The 14306-nt window shown below is 74.8% G+C and carries 10 protein-coding genes and 1 pseudogene; 8 read left to right on the top strand and 3 right to left on the bottom strand.

Going from position 1 to position 14306, the window contains the following annotated elements:
- Positions 1-46: 46 nt before the first annotated feature.
- Positions 47-944: pseudogene (locus KPF47_RS28230) on the top strand (IS5 family transposase).
- Positions 945-1026: 82 nt separating this feature from the next.
- On the top strand, positions 1027-6183 hold the full coding sequence (locus tag KPF47_RS28225) for an ATP-dependent helicase (protein WP_374108910.1): 5157 nt from the start codon (positions 1027-1029) through the stop codon (positions 6181-6183).
- A gap of 19 nt (positions 6184-6202) precedes the next feature.
- Here KPF47_RS28225 and KPF47_RS28220 read toward each other — a convergent pair whose 3' ends face one another.
- On the bottom strand, positions 6203-6994 hold the full coding sequence (locus KPF47_RS28220) for a carbon-nitrogen hydrolase family protein (RefSeq protein WP_224391845.1): 792 nt from the start codon (positions 6992-6994) through the stop codon (positions 6203-6205).
- A 36-nt stretch (positions 6995-7030) separates the two neighbouring features.
- Here KPF47_RS28220 and KPF47_RS28215 point away from each other — a divergent pair, with 36 nt between their 5' ends.
- Positions 7031-7672, top strand: a complete 642-nt coding sequence (locus tag KPF47_RS28215) for a GntR family transcriptional regulator (RefSeq protein WP_224391844.1) — start codon at positions 7031-7033, stop codon at positions 7670-7672.
- Here the strand turns inward: KPF47_RS28215 and KPF47_RS28210 are convergent.
- Positions 7662-8987, bottom strand: a complete 1326-nt coding sequence (locus tag KPF47_RS28210; RefSeq protein ID WP_224391843.1) for an MFS transporter — start codon at positions 8985-8987, stop codon at positions 7662-7664. The genes KPF47_RS28215 and KPF47_RS28210 overlap by 11 nt on opposite strands.
- Positions 8988-9108: 121 nt before the next feature.
- Between KPF47_RS28210 and KPF47_RS28205 the strand changes: the two genes are divergently transcribed.
- From KPF47_RS28205 to KPF47_RS28190, 4 genes are all read left to right on the top strand, one after another.
- Positions 9109-9813: a DUF2848 domain-containing protein gene (locus KPF47_RS28205; protein WP_224391842.1), complete on the top strand. Its 705-nt coding sequence runs from the start codon at positions 9109-9111 to the stop codon at positions 9811-9813.
- A gap of 60 nt (positions 9814-9873) precedes the next feature.
- Positions 9874-10275 carry a hypothetical protein gene (locus KPF47_RS28200; protein WP_224391841.1) on the top strand — a complete coding sequence of 134 codons (402 nt, stop codon included), beginning with the start codon at positions 9874-9876 and terminating at the stop codon, positions 10273-10275.
- Between the two features lie 136 nt (positions 10276-10411).
- Complete coding sequence (locus KPF47_RS28195; protein WP_224391840.1) at positions 10412-11875, top strand: glycosyltransferase family 39 protein; 1464 nt, start codon at positions 10412-10414, stop codon at positions 11873-11875.
- Positions 11876-11915: 40 nt separating this feature from the next.
- Positions 11916-12791, top strand: coding sequence for a DNA-formamidopyrimidine glycosylase family protein (locus KPF47_RS28190; protein ID WP_224391839.1), 876 nt, complete (start codon positions 11916-11918; stop codon positions 12789-12791).
- A 34-nt stretch (positions 12792-12825) separates the two neighbouring features.
- On the opposite strand, the gene KPF47_RS28185 is transcribed toward KPF47_RS28190, so the two are convergent.
- Positions 12826-13608: an MBL fold metallo-hydrolase gene (locus tag KPF47_RS28185; protein WP_224391838.1), complete on the bottom strand. Its 783-nt coding sequence runs from the start codon at positions 13606-13608 to the stop codon at positions 12826-12828.
- Between the two features lie 90 nt (positions 13609-13698).
- Here KPF47_RS28185 and KPF47_RS28180 point away from each other — a divergent pair, with 90 nt between their 5' ends.
- Complete coding sequence (locus KPF47_RS28180) at positions 13699-14301, top strand: TetR/AcrR family transcriptional regulator (RefSeq protein ID WP_224391837.1); 603 nt, start codon at positions 13699-13701, stop codon at positions 14299-14301.
- The last annotated feature ends 5 nt before the right edge of the window (positions 14302-14306 follow it).

The raw sequence follows: 14306 nt of genomic DNA, 5'->3' as shown, positions 1-14306 counted from the left end.
GCGCGTCTCCTAACCCGGCTGGTCGGGCCTGCGCGATGATCAGTAGGTGTCGCGCCGTGCCGTCCTGACCGATGCCCAGTGGGACCGACTCGAGCCGTTACTGCCCTCGTCGGACGGGATGCCAGGGCGCCCGTTCGCCGATCACCGCAGAGTGATCGAGGGGATCATCTACCGGTTCCGCTGCGGGCTGGCCTGGCGTGATGTCCCGGTCGAGTTCGGGCCGTGGCAGACCCTATGGAAACGCCACCGCCGCTACTGCGGTGACGGCACCTGGGACCACGTTCTCGCAGCTCTGCTCGCCGATGCCGACTCCGCCGGTCTCGTGGACTGGGCCGTGTCGGTCGACTCGACGATCATCCGCGCTCACCAACACGCCGCGACCCTGCAGCGGGACACAGGGGGCCGGATCGAACTACAAGAATCTGCTGATCGAGCCGCCCGATCACGCCTTGGGCCGCTCCCGCGGAGGGCTCGGCACGAAGATCCACCAGCTCGTTGACGGACACGGCCGCCCGCTGGTCGTACTCGTCGGCCCCGGACAGGCCGGTGACGCCCCGATGTTCGCGCACCTGATGTCACATCTGAGCGTCGGACGGGTCGGTCCGGGCCGACCGCGGACCCGACCCGAGCGGGTCCGCGCAGATAAGGCCTACTCCTCACGCGCCATCCGCGCCCACCTGCGCAGACGACGGATCGTCGCGGTCATCCCGGAGCCGGCTGACCAGCAGGGACACCGGAAACGACGCGGCACACGCGGCGGCCGACCACCGGCGTTCGACCGGGTCGACTACCGCGGCCGCAACGTCGTCGAACGCGGGTTCTGCGAGGTCAAGCAGTGGCGCGGCCTCGCGACCCGCTACGACAAACTCGCCCTGACCTACCGCGGCGGAGTTGCACTGAAGGCCATCGTCACCTGGTTGCGCACTTTAGGAGACACGCCCTAGCCGCGTACCCGGGCCGACGCCGCGCGCTGAGAGCGCGGGCCACGCCCGGTCCGACGGGTGACTGTCGGACCCCACCCGCATGATGGTCGGCGTGACCGCACTCGAGGGCTTCTCCCCCGCCACCCGCCAGTGGTTCGAGGGGGCCTTCGCCGCGCCCACGGCCGCCCAGGAGGGTGCCTGGTCGGCGGCGCAGGCCGGGCGCAACGCGCTGGTCGTCGCACCGACCGGGTCCGGCAAGACCCTGGCGGCGTTCCTGTGGGCGCTCGACCGGCTCGCGGCCACGCCGCCGCCCGCCGAGCCGAAGCACCGTTGCCGGGTCCTCTACGTCTCCCCGCTGAAGGCCCTCGCCGTCGACGTGCAGCGCAACCTGCGCTCACCGCTGACCGGCATCCGCCAGGCCGCGCAGCGCCTCGACGAGCCGGTCCCCGACATCACCGTCGGGATGCGCACCGGCGACACCCCGGCCGACGAGCGGCGCCAGTTCCAGCGCACCCCGCCGGACGTGCTGGTGACCACCCCCGAGTCGCTGTTCCTGCTGCTCACCTCGGCGGCGCGGGAGTCCCTGCGCGGGGTGACGACGGTGATCCTCGACGAGGTGCACGCCGTCTCCGGGACGAAGCGGGGGGCGCACCTGGCGGTGTCGCTGGAGCGGCTGGAGGAGATCACCGAGACCACCCCGCAGCGGATCGGCCTCTCGGCCACCGTGCGCCCGGTCGACGAGGTCTCCACCTTCCTGTCCGGCACCCGCCCGGTCGAGGTCGTGCAGCCCGCCGTGCCCAAGACGATCCGGGTCGAGGTGCAGGTCCCGGTCCCGGACCTGGCCGCGCTCGACGAGCGGCCGGCCCCGGGCAGCACCGACGAGGAGGTCGTGGGCTCGGCCGCCGGCACCGCGCGCAAGCCCTCGATCTGGCCCGCCGTCGAGGAGCGGCTGCTCGGTCTGGTGCGCGAGCACCGCTCGACCATCGTCTTCTCCAACTCCCGCCGGCTCGCCGAGCGGCTCACCTCCCGGCTCAACGAGCTCGCCGCCGAGCAGGAGGCCGCCGCCCTGGAGGAGGCCACGGACCTCGACGACCCGGGCGCTTTCCCGGCCGAGGCGGTCGGCCAGTCGGGGGTGGGTGGCGGGGCCGCGCCGACGGTCGCCAAGGCCCACCACGGTTCGATGTCGCGCGACCAGCGCACCCTCGTCGAGGAGGAGCTGAAGTCCGGCGTGCTGCCGTGCGTCGTGGCGACCTCCAGCCTGGAGCTCGGCATCGACATGGGGGCGGTCGACCTCGTCGTGCAGGTCGAGGCACCACCCTCGGTCGCGTCCGGTCTGCAGCGGGTCGGGCGTGCCGGGCACCAGGTGGGCGCGGTGTCCGAGGGCGTCGTGTTCCCCAAGTACCGCGGGGATCTGGTGTCGTGCGCCGTGGTCGCGGAACGGATGACGACCGGGTCGATCGAGTCGACGCGCTATCCGCGCAACCCGCTCGACGTGCTGGCCCAGCAGATCGTCGCAATGGTCGCGATGGAGCCGTGGACGCTGTCGGACCTGGCCGCGACGGTCCGCAGGGCGGCGCCGTTCGCCGCCCTGCCGGACTCGGCACTGCACTCGGTGCTGGACATGCTGGCCGGGCGCTACCCCTCCGAGGAGTTCGGCGAGCTGCGTGCCCGGATCACCTGGGACCGGGTCACCGACGAGCTGCGCGGCCGTCCCGGCGCGCAGCGCCTCGCGGTGACCTCCGGCGGCACCATCCCCGACCGCGGGCTGTTCACCGTGATGACGCCCGGCGGCGCGGACGGGGCCGGGTCGCGGGTCGGCGAGCTCGACGAGGAGATGGTCTACGAGTCCCGCGTCGGCGACACGTTCCTGCTGGGGACCTCGTCGTGGCGGGTCGAGGACATCACCCACGACCGCGTGATCGTGACCCCGGCGCCGGGGGTGCCCGCCCGGATGCCGTTCTGGAAGGGCGAGTCGATCGGGCGTCCGCTGGAGCTGGGCCGGGCCGTCGGGGCGTTCGTGCGCGAGATGTCCGGCCTCGCCGACTCCGACGCCCGTGAGCGGGCCGCCGCGGCCGGACTCGACGAGTGGGCCTGCGACAACCTGCTGTCCTACCTGCGCGAACAGCGTGAGGCGACCCGGCACGTCCCGAGCGACCGCACGATCCTGGTCGAACGGTTCCGCGACGAGCTGGGCGACTGGCGCCTGGTCGTGCACTCGCCGTTCGGGGCCCAGGTCAACGGGCCGTGGGCACTCGCGATCGCGGCCCGGATGCGGGAGCGCCGCGGGGTCGAGGTGAGCGCGTCGGGAGCCGACGACGGGATCGTGCTGCGCCTGCCGGACGCGGTCGACGACAACGGCACCGAGGTCGTCCCGAGCGCCGAGGACGTGTTGCTGGAGCCGGGGGAGATCGAGCAGATCGTCGTCGCGGAGCTCGGGAACTCGGCGCTCTACGCCTCCCGGTTCCGGGAGTGCGCCGCGCGGGCGCTGCTGCTGCCCCGTCGCGACCCACGCCGGCGCAGCCCGCTGTGGCAGCAGCGCCAGAAGTCGGCGCAGCTGCTGAGCGTGGCGGGCAAGTTCGAGCAGTTCCCGATCACCCTGGAGGCGATGCGGGAGTGTGTGCAGGACGTCTACGACCTGCCGGGGCTGCGGGAGCTGATGGGTGACGTCGCCGCGCGGAAGGTGAAGGTCGCCGAGGTCGAGACGGCCCAGCCGTCGCCGTTCGCGCGCAGCCTGCTGTTCGGCTACGTCGGGATGTTCCTCTACGAGGCCGACGCCCCGCTGGCCGAGCGCCGTGCGGCCGCGCTGTCGCTGGACTCGACGCTGCTCGCGGAGCTGCTCGGCTCCGAGGCGATCCGCGAGCTGCTCGACCCGGAGATGCTCGCCGAGATCGAGGCACAGCTGCAGCGCACCGATCCGGACCGGCACGCCCGTGACGTGGAGGGTGCGGCGGACCTGCTGCGTTTCGTCGGAGACCTGTCCGAGGCCGACGGCCGGGCCCGCGGCGTCGACCCGGCGTGGCTGGCGCAGCTGGAACGCGACCGCCGGGCGCTGCGGGTGCGGATCGCCGGTGAGGAGCGGTTCATCGCGGTCGAGGACGCCGGGCGCATCCGCGACGCGCTGGGCACCGCCCTGCCGGTCGGGGTGCCGGAGGCGTTCACCGAGCCGGTACCGGATCCGCTCGGGGACCTCGTGCTGCGCTGGGCGCGCACGCACGGCCCGTTCACCGCCGCCGAGCTCGCTCGCCGCTTCGGGCTGGGCGTGGCCGTGGTCGCCGGGGTGCTGGAGCGGCTGACCGGCACCGGCCGGCTGATGAAGGGCGAGCTGCGGCCACAGGCGTCGGTGCCGGCGGGGTCCGGCGGGGAGCTGGAGTACTGCGACGCCGAGGTGCTGCGCCGGCTGCGCCGCGCCTCCCTGGCGAAGCTGCGGCACGAGGTCGAGCCCGTCGAGCAGCGCGCACTCGGGCGGTTCCTGCCGCAGTGGCAGGGCGTGCAGGTCCGGTCCGGTTCCGAGCGGCGCGGCCGGGTGCGGCGTGCACCCGGTGCGGAGGACGTCCTGGGCGTGGTCGAGCAGCTCGCCGGCGCACCGCTGTCGGCGAGCGCGCTCGAGTCGCTGGTGCTGCCCGCGCGGCTCCCCGGCTACACCCCGGCGCTGCTCGACGAGCTGACCGCGGCCGGCGAGGTCACCTGGGTCGGGTGCGGCGCGCTGTCCGGGCAGGACGGCTGGCTGGCGCTCGCCCCGGCCGACGTGGCGGACCTGCTGCTGCCCGCCCCGGACCTGGACACCGCAGGCACCCCGCTGCACACCGCGGTGCTGGCCGCGCTCGGGCTGACCGACCCGGCCGGCCTGACCGACCCGGGGGCGGTACCGGACTCCGGGGGTGGGGCGCTGTTCTTCCGCGAGCTCGCGACGCGGGCCGGCGTGCTGCTGACGGAGCAGGAGGAACCCGCCCCCTCCGACGACGACGTCGTCGCCGCCGTCTGGGACCTGGTCTGGGCGGGTGCGCTCACCAACGACACGCTCGGCCCGCTGCGGGCCCGCCTGTCCGGTGGCGGCTCGCGACGCGGCGCGTCCGGGCGGCAGGGCGGGGCACACCGCACCGCACGTCGGCCGGCCCGCGGGCGCTACGCCCAGCTGCGTGCGGGTCGGCCGTCGATGCCCAGCCGGACCGGTCCGCCGTCGGTGGGCGGGCGCTGGTCGGTGGCCGTGCCACGGGAGCCCGACCCGACCCGCCGCGCGCACGCGACCGCGGAGGCCTTCCTGGAACGCCACGGGGTGCTGACCCGGGGCGCGCTGGGCACCGAGCGGGTCACCGGCGGGTTCGCCGCGGTGTACAAGGTGCTCCGGGCGATGGAGGAGTCCGGGCGGTGCCGTCGTGGCTACGTCGTCGAGGGGCTGGGCGCGGCACAGTTCGCGGTACCCGGTGCCATCGACCGGGTCCGTGCCCTCGCCGGAGCCCTCGGCGCTCCCTCCCCCGCCCCGCAGGCCGGTCCGCGCCGCCTCGGTGCCGGCCCCGGGGCGGTCACCGCCGACCCCGCCGACCGTCCCGGCCCGTCCGGCCCCGGCCCCGGCCCCGGCCCCGGAGATCTCGACGACCCCGGCCGCCCCTCGGCGCCCGTCGGCCGCGCCCCGCACGGCGGCCACGCCCCGCACGACGGCCCGCCCGATCCCACCGGCCGGGCCGGGTCCGTCGGCCGCGCCGGGGACGGTGAGCCGCTGCCCGACGACCTCGTCGGTGACGCGTCCGGCTCCCCCGGGACCGGCGACCCGTACGCCGGGGTGCCCGACGACCTGCGCGGCGGCCTCGGCGGGCTCGGCGGTGCGGGCCGGTACGGCGAGTTCGACGGCGGTGCCGGGCGGCGGCCGCAGGCGCCGAGGGAGGCGTGGCGCGAGCTGTCCCGGGTGGTGCTCGCGGCCACCGACCCCGCCCAGCCCTACGGTGCGGCCCTGCCCTGGCCGGAGACCACCGGCGAGACCCGGCACCGTCCCGGCCGCAAGGCGGGTGCCCTGGTGGCGCTGGTCGACGGGGCACCCGCGCTCTACGTCGAACGGGGCGGCAAGTCGCTGCTGTCGTTCACCGAGGACCGCGACGAGCTGCGCGCCGGGGCCGAGTCCCTGGCGGGAGCGGTGCACGAGGGCTGGCTCGGGTCGCTCGCCGTGGAGCGCGCCGACGGGCAGGACTCGCTGGTCTCGGCGCTGTCCGAGGTGCTCACCGAGGCCGGGTTCCGGGTGACGCCGAAGGGGTTGCGGCTGCGGGCCTGAGCGGGTCGGGCGGACGACGTCAGTACCGCCGGTTCGCCAGGACCGGGACGGCCGCCCGGGCGGCGGTCACCGTGTCGAGGTCGAGGTCCACCAGCAGCGTCCCGGGTCCGGCGTCCAGGGCCGCGAGGACCGCGCCGGTGGGACCGGCCACGGTGCTCCTCCCGATCCCCGTCGGGGCCCCGCCGGGGACGGGTCGGCCGGCCGCGTCCGGATCCGCCTGGTCGCAGGCCGCCACGACCGCGGTGGCGTCGAGGGCACGGGCGCGGACGAGCAGCTCCCACTGCTCGGCCTTCCCCGGACCGGCGCCCCAGGACGCGGGCACCACGACGACCTGCGCGCCGGCGTCGCCGAGGACCTGGAACAGACCGGCGAACCGCAGGTCGTAGCAGGTCGCGAGACCGACCGTCACCCCGTCGACGACGATCGTGACCGGCCGGTCCCCCGGCGCCACGGTGTCGGACTCGGCGAACCCGAAGGCGTCGAACAGATGGATCTTGTCGTAGTGCTCCTCGACGTCGGGCCCGGTGGCGAGCAGGGTGTTGCGGACGCGGCCGTCGTCGGTGGGGGTGAACATCCCGGCCACCACCGTGACCCCGGCTCCGGCGGCGAGCTCACGGACCCGGGTCGCCCACGGGCCGTCGAGGGGCTCGGCGACCGGGCCGAGCGGCACCCCGAACCGGCACTGGGTGGCCTCGGGGAACACGACGAGCCGCGCGCCCCGGGAGGCCGCGTCGGCGATGCCGTCGGCGACCGTGGCGAGATTGTCCGTCGGGTCGGTGCCGGCGGCGATCTGGACGAGGGCGATCCGCATGGGTTCTCCTGGGGTGGTTCGGTGTATACGTGTCGTATGCCGACGTCACGGGAGTCCGGTCGCGAGCGTGCGTTGCACTACCTGCGCGAGACCGTCCTGGTCGACCCGCGGGTGCAGGGCACGTTCCTCAACGAGAACGAGCTCGCGGGCCGGATCGGGGTGTCGCGCACCCCCGTCCGGGAGGCGCTGCTGCTGCTCGTGGCCGACGGCCTGGTCGAGATGCTGCCCGGTCGCGGCGCCTATGTGCCGCCGCTGACCGGCCGGCAGATCGCCGAGCTGATGGAGCTGCGCGGGGTCCTGGAGCAGCATGCCGCGCGCGCCGCGATGGTGACCCACGGCGTCCCGTTCGAGGCCATGGACGCGGCCCTGGACCACCAGCGGCGGCTCGCCGGCGCCGGTGGGGACCCGGCCGAGTTCATCGAACTCGACATGGTCTTCCACCAGACTCTCGTGGACGCCGCCGGGAACGCCCTGCTGTCACGGACCTACGCCGGGCTGCGGGTGCGCCAGCGCCGGATCGGCGTCACCGCCCTGTTCCGGACCGAGGACCGGCGACAGGCGGTGTGCACCGAGCACGGCCGGATCCTGGAGGCGCTGGCCGGCGACGACCCCGAGGTGGCGGCGAAGGCGATCGACGAGCACCTGCAGCTGACCCTGCGCGTGCTGCTCAGGGCGTGAGGGCGAGGTAGGCCTCGTCCTCGTCGTGGTCGGGGTCGCGGCCGAGGAGCAGCCCGACGACCGTCAGCACGCAGGCGACGGCCAGGTAGGCCGCGACCGGCACCCAGTTGCCCGACCCGCCGGACAGCGCGGTGAACGCCAGGGGCGCGACGGCGCCACCGACCACGCCGGCGATGGTGTAGGCCAGCGAGCTGCCGGTGTAGCGCAGCCGCGGCGAGAACTGCTCGGTGACGAACGCGGCCTGCGGCCCGTACATGAACGAGTGCAGGGCCAGCCCGACCACGATGCCGACGACGAGCAGCGCGAACGAACCGCCTGCGATCATCGGGAAGAAGACGAACGGCCACACCGCGCCCCCGACGGCGGCGACGCCGTAGACCAGACGCCGGTTGAACCGGTCGGTGAGCGCCCCGGCCAGCGGGATCGCGGGCAGCTGCAGCGCCGAGCCGATCAGGATCGCGCCGAGCACCTCCGACCGCGAGAACCCGAGATGGGTGGTGGCGAAGGTGAGCACGAAGACGGTGAACAACGCGTAGCTGACGTCCGGCCCGATCCGGCTCAGGATCCCCGCCAGCAGCGGCCGGCGCTCGGCGGTGAACACCTCGCGCACCGGCGACGACGGACGGTCACCGGACTCGGCGATCGCGCGGAAGACCGGCGTGTCCTCCAGCTTCAGCCGGATCCACAGCCCGAACGCCACCAGCACCGCCGACAGCAGGAACGCGAGCCGCCAGCCCCAGTCCAGGAACTGCTGGTCACTGAGCAGCAGGGTGAGCAGGGCCAGGACGCCGTTGGACAGCAGGTTGCCCGCGGGCGGACCGACCTGGGCCGCGGAGGCCCAGAACCCACGCCGGCGCGGCTCGCCGAACTCGCTGGACAGCAGGACCGCACCGCCCCACTCCCCGCCGACGCCGACGCCCTGGGCGAAGCGCAGGAGCACCAGCAGGACCGGCGCGGCGACGCCGATCGTGCCGTAGGTCGGCAGCAGACCGATGAGGAACGTCGCGACACCGATCAGCACGAGCGTGATGACCAGGACCTGCTTGCGGCCGATCACGTCGCCGAGCCGGCCGAACACCACACCGCCCAGCGGACGCGAGACGTAGCCGACGGCGTAGGTGGAGAACGCGAGCAGCAGGCCGGTCACCGGGTCCGCGGCCGGGAAGAACAGCACCGGGAACACCAGCGCGGCCGCCGCCGAGTAGACGGCGAAGTCGTACCACTCCAGCGAGGTGCCGGTGAGGCTCGCGACGAACGCCTTGCGCAGGTCACGGCGGTCGACCGGAGGTGACGACGAGGCGGAGGGCGAGGTCATCGCAGGCTCCCGGGGTCGGAGGCGGTCGGTGGGACGAGCCTCATACTTGCTGTATACACAGTGTGTGCGCAACCCTCGTGCGCATCGGTAACGCGACGTACACATCTGACGGAGGTCCCCCGTGACGCTCGAACTGGCCCTGCCCGACGGCAGCACCCGCTCGGTGGAGGTGCACCGGGTCTTCAACGCCGGGTACGCCGGACGTGCCCAGGAGGAGGTCGCCGCACACGTCGCCGAGCTGGCCGAGCTCGGTGTCCCGGCCCCCGACACGGTGCCCGCGCTGTACCCGGTCTCGCCGTACCTCGCCTCGCAGACCGGGCGGGTCCCCGCCCAGCACGGCCGGACCTCCGGGGAGGCGGAATGGGCGCTCGTCATCGGTGACGACGTCACGGACCCGCTGCTGACCGTGGCGTGCGACCACACCGACCGGGCCCTGGAGGTGCACGGCGTCGCGTGGAGCAAGAACGCGGGCCTCGACGTCCTGGGCCGCCGGGCCTGGCGGCTGTCCGAGGTCGCCGACCGGCTCGACGACATCTCCCTGCGCGCCTGGGTCCGCCACGACGGCGACGGCACCGGCGACGGCGCCGAGGAGCTCGTGCAGGACGCGACGCTGGCCGCGCTGCTGCCGCCCGGCTACTGGGTCGACCTGCTGCGCGAGCGCGGCTGGCTGGTCCCCGGCACCGTCCTGCTCTCGGGGACGGTCGCGATGCGGGCCGGGGTCGACCAGTTCGCCGACGCCTGGCGGGTCGAGCTGCACGACCCGGCCACCGGCGACACGATCGGGCTGGCCTACGAGGTGGACCGTCTGCCCGAGCCGATCGGCTGACCGACCGCCGGACGCGCGACCGGACCGGCCCGGCCCGCCGCCGGGTGGCACCATCGGCCCATGATCCGTCGCTCCCCCGGCCCCTCCTCCCGCGACCGGCGCCTCGCCGCCGGGCTCGCGGGGCTGCTCGGCACCGCCGCCGTCCTGCACGTGGTGCGTCCCGAGCCGTTCGACTCGATCGTCCCGCGCAGCCTGCCCGGTGGACCCCGGTTCTGGACCTACGCCTCCGGGGCCGCCGAGGGTGCCGTCGCCGCGGCCGTCGCGCACCCGCGGACCCGGCGCGCCGGGGGCTACGCCGCGGCCGCGCTGTTCGCGGCGGTGTTCCCGGCCAACGTGTCGATGGCGCTGCACTGGAACCGCAAGGCACCGGTGTACCGGGTGATCGGCTGGGGGCGGCTGCCGCTGCAGGTCCCGCTGGTGCTGTGGGGGCTGCGGATCGCCCGCAGCGCCCCGCGCGGCTGACCCGGGTCGGGCACCGGTAGACCGAAGTCGATCGTCCACCCGCCCGATGCCCGCTGCGTCGGGCGGGGCGCCCGGGGTGTGATGGCCACCGGGGCCGGGTCCGCCGGCGCCCGCGTCGTCGCGCTGGGGGGGACACATGACGTCGTCGACCACCGTCCGGGACTCCGATGCCGCACCCGCGGTCGTCCCACCGCCGGCGTGGTTGCCCGTGGGGATCGTCGCCGGGGTGGTGGCCGTCGTCCATCTCGTCATGGGCGCGCTCGGCCGCGGGTACTGGTTCGACGAGGCGTTGATGCTCGCGATCGGCCGCCACCACCTGGACTGGGGGTCGGCCGACCAGCCCCCGGTCGCACCGGCGCTGGCCGGGCTGGCCGACGCCGTCGCCCCCGGGGTGAACGGGGTGCTGCGGATCGTGCCGTCCCTGGCGACGGCCGGTGCGGTCGTCGTCGCCGCGCTGATCGCCCGGGAGCTGGGCGGTGACCGTCGCGCCCAGGTACTCACCGCGCTCGCCCAGGCCACCGGCCTGTGGGTGACGCTGTTCGGGCACTTCCTGACGCCGTACTCGCTCGAACCGCTGCAGTGGGCGCTGCTGCTGTGGCTGCTGGTGCGCTGGACCCGGGTCCGCGACGACCGGCTGCTCCTCGCCGTGGGACCGCTCCTGGGCCTGGCCGCGCTGACGAAGTTCCAGGTCATCCTGCTGGGCGCGGTGCTGGTCCTCGCGATCGGGGTGGCCGGGCCGCGGGCGATGCTGCGCCGGCCCGCGTTCTGGTGGGCCGCGCTGGTCGGCGCGCTGATCGCGTCGCCGACGCTGGTGTGGCAGGCCGTGCACGGATGGCCACAGCTGCGGATGACCTCGGTCGTCGCCCAGGAGTCGGCCCTGTTCGGCGGGCCGGGCCCGAACGCGGTGGCGATGCTGCTGCTGGCGGGTCTGCTCGGCTCGGTGCTCGTGCTGGTCGGTGCGGTCGCGGCGTTCACGTCGCCGCGGCTGCGGCCCTACCGCTTCGTGGCGGTCACCTTCCTGCTGCTGTGGATCGTGTTCGCGGTGACCGTGGGGCGCGCCTACTACCTGTGCGGGCTGCACGGCGCCGTCGCCGCGCTCGGTGCGGTGTGGCTCCAGCAGCGGCGCGAGGCCGGTCGGCGACGGTGGTCCTGGGTGGCGTGGCCCGCGGGGGTGCTGTCGGTCGCCCTCGCCGCGACGATGCTGTCCGCCGGTGCTGCGGCGGCCGACCCCGCGGTGCCGGACCGGATCGTCGGCGAGGTCGCCCGGGTGTACGACGGACTGCCCCCGGACCGGCGCGACCGTGCGGTCGTGGTGGGCGACTCCTACATCTTCGCCGCCTACGTCGACACCGCCGACCCGGCACTGGGCCTGTCACCCGGGTACAGCGGCAACCGCAGCTACGGCTACTTCGACCCGCCCCCGGACGACCACGACGTCGTGATCCTCCTCGGGAAGGACCCCGGCCTGCTCGCCCCCACCGGGGTGACGCTGCGACCGGTCGCCGACCTCGGGGACGGCAACCGCATCTGGCTGGGCGAGGGCATGGCGCATCCGTGGTCGCAGGTGTGGCCCCGGATGCGGACGCTCGTCCTCGACTGAGCCCGGGCCGGACCGGGCCCGCCCGGGTAGCGTCGCGGTCGTGCCCGAGGGAGACACCGTGTACCTGGCAGGCAAGCGGCTGCACAGCGCGCTGGCGGGGCACGAGCTGCTGCGCGGGGAGCTGCGCCACCCGCGTCTGGTCGAGCACGACCTGGCCGGGCTGACCGTCACCGGTGTCGTCCCGGTCGGCAAGCACCTGTTCACCCGGTTCGACGACGGCCGCAGCCTGCACAGCCACTTCCGGATGGACGGCTCCTGGCACCTGTACCGGCCGGGCATGCGCTGGCGCCGGGTCGCGCACGAGGCACGCGCGGTCCTGGAGACCGCGGACCGGGTCGCCGTCGGGTTCGCCCTGCACGACCTGGAGCTGCTCCCCACCGGTGACGAGCACACCCTCGTCGGTCATCTCGGGCCCGACCTGCTCGATCCGGACTGGGGACCCGGTCACGACGCCGAGGCCCTGCGCCGGATGACCGCCCGCGCCGACCACCCGCTCGGTCTGGTCCTGCTCGAACAGCGGGTGATGGCCGGGCTCGGCAACCTCTACCGCAACGACATCTGCTTCCTGCTCGGGCTCAGCCCGTGGGTGCCGGTGCGCGACGTGCCCGACCTGCCGGGGGTGATCGACCTGTCGCGGCGGCTGCTGTCGTCGAACAAGGACCGCCCGGAACAGACCACGACCGGCTCCCTGGCCGCGGGTGAGGCGCACTGGGTGTTCGAACGGCCGGGGCGGCCGTGCCGCCGCTGCGGCACCCGCATCCGGACCGCCGACCAGGGCGACGACCACCGGGCCCGGGTGACCTACTGGTGCCCGCGCTGCCAGACCGGACCCGCACCGCGCCCGGTGCGCCGCAGCACCGGTCCGCGACGCGGGGCACCGGGACGGCCGCCACCGGGGGTGGCCCGCACCCGCTGACGCCCGGCGCCGGGTCCCCGACCCGGGCGGCGGCTCATCGGTCCGGGTCCCACCCGGCGCCGACCGCCAGGACGCGCACACGATCACCCGCGTGCCGGCGGAGCTCGCCGACCGGGTCCTCGACCTCGCGGTAGTGGTCGAGCTCGTCCGCCTGCTCCGGCTCGTAGTGGATGGGGACCAGGTGCCGGGCGCCCAGGATCCGCGCCGCCTCCGCGGCCTGGCGCGGGTCCATCGCGGCGGGCAGGCGGCTCGACGGCTGCCGCAACGGCGCGTCGACCACCACCCCGTTGATCGGGAGGAACACCGCGTCGAACGGACCGGACCGCCGCGCGACGTGCCACCAGTGACCGTGGAACAGCGTGTCCCCACCGTGCAGGATCCGCCGGCCGTCGGCCTCCACCACCCAGCTGACCTGCGGGTCCCCGAACCCGTCGACAGCCGGGACGGCGGTGACCCGGAACGGCCCGAGCTCGCGGGTGCTCCACTCCTCGACGACCTCGGTGCGCAACCGGTGCTCGACCAGCTCCCGCTCGGCGAGGGCGGTGAAGGCCGTGTCCACATCGTCACCGGACCCCGGCGCCGGGCGCAACACCGGCGCGTCCGGGGCCAGCACCGCGGCCAGTGCTCCCGCGTCGGTGTGGTCACGGTGCAGGTGGGTGACCAGGGCCGCGTCGACCTCGCCGTCCGGGGCCACCAACCCGGCGCCGGGCCGCCAGCCCGGGAACATCGTCGAGACGTCCCGCACATGGTCGATCACCAGCCGCCGCCCTCCGGACCCGACCTCCAGCCCGGCCCAGCCCAACCGTCGCAACCGCATCCCGTCCCCCTCCGTCGGATCGTCGACGCCAATATTGGCGTACGACCGTTCACCAAACAATAGCGAACGACCGTGCGCTACCCTCGGAGCATGTCACCGCGACGGTCTGCGGCCGAGGCGCAGCGCACCCGGGGGCGGATCCTGGACCGGGCTGCCGCGATCGCCTCCGTGGAGGGCCTGGACGGCATCACGATCGGCCGGCTCGCCGAGGAGCTGACGATGAGCAAGTCCGGGGTGCACAAGCACTTCGGCACCAAGGAGGCGTTGCAGCTCTCCACCCTGGACAAGGCCTTCGTCGACTTCTGGCACCGCGTCGTGGAGCCTGCACGGTCGGACCCGCCGGGGCTCGTGCGGCTGCGGTCGGTGTGCCGGGGCTCGGTGGACTACCTGGAGCACCCGTTGCTGCCGGGCGGGTGCCTGATGACCGCCGCCCTCACCGAGTACGACGGACGTCCCGGCCGGGTGCGCGACGCGGTGGCTGCAGTGTGGTCGCGCTGGCAGGACCAGCTGCACACGGACCTGCGTGTCGCGGTCGAGAGCGGGGAGCTACCCGCGGGATTCGACACCGAGCAGGCGCTGTTCGAGATCGTCGCAGCCGGACTCGCGCTGAACGCCGCCCTGCAGCTGCGACGGGACACGACGGCCGCGGGCCGGGCGCGCCGGGCGATCGAACGGGCACTGCGGGCGGACTGACCGGC

Origin of the sequence: Pseudonocardia sp. ICBG1293 (assembly GCF_020131355.1) — a bacterium.
Classification (GTDB): Bacteria; Actinomycetota; Actinomycetes; order Mycobacteriales; family Pseudonocardiaceae; genus Pseudonocardia.
Note: the sequence above shows the minus strand (reverse complement) of the source record. Positions and strands in the feature narration are given on the sequence as shown.

Coding starts and splice junctions, on each gene's coding strand:
- KPF47_RS28225 (WP_374108910.1), top strand. CDS start 1,027: ATGGTCGGCGTGACCGCACTCGAGGGCTTCTCCCCCGCCACCCGCCAG.
- KPF47_RS28220 (WP_224391845.1), bottom strand. CDS start 6,994: ATGCGGATCGCCCTCGTCCAGATCGCCGCCGGCACCGACCCGACGGAC.
- KPF47_RS28215 (WP_224391844.1), top strand. CDS start 7,031: ATGCCGACGTCACGGGAGTCCGGTCGCGAGCGTGCGTTGCACTACCTG.
- KPF47_RS28210 (WP_224391843.1), bottom strand. CDS start 8,987: ATGACCTCGCCCTCCGCCTCGTCGTCACCTCCGGTCGACCGCCGTGAC.
- KPF47_RS28200 (WP_224391841.1), top strand. CDS start 9,874: ATGATCCGTCGCTCCCCCGGCCCCTCCTCCCGCGACCGGCGCCTCGCC.
- KPF47_RS28195 (WP_224391840.1), top strand. CDS start 10,412: ATGACGTCGTCGACCACCGTCCGGGACTCCGATGCCGCACCCGCGGTC.
- KPF47_RS28185 (WP_224391838.1), bottom strand. CDS start 13,608: ATGCGGTTGCGACGGTTGGGCTGGGCCGGGCTGGAGGTCGGGTCCGGA.
- KPF47_RS28180 (WP_224391837.1), top strand. CDS start 13,699: ATGTCACCGCGACGGTCTGCGGCCGAGGCGCAGCGCACCCGGGGGCGG.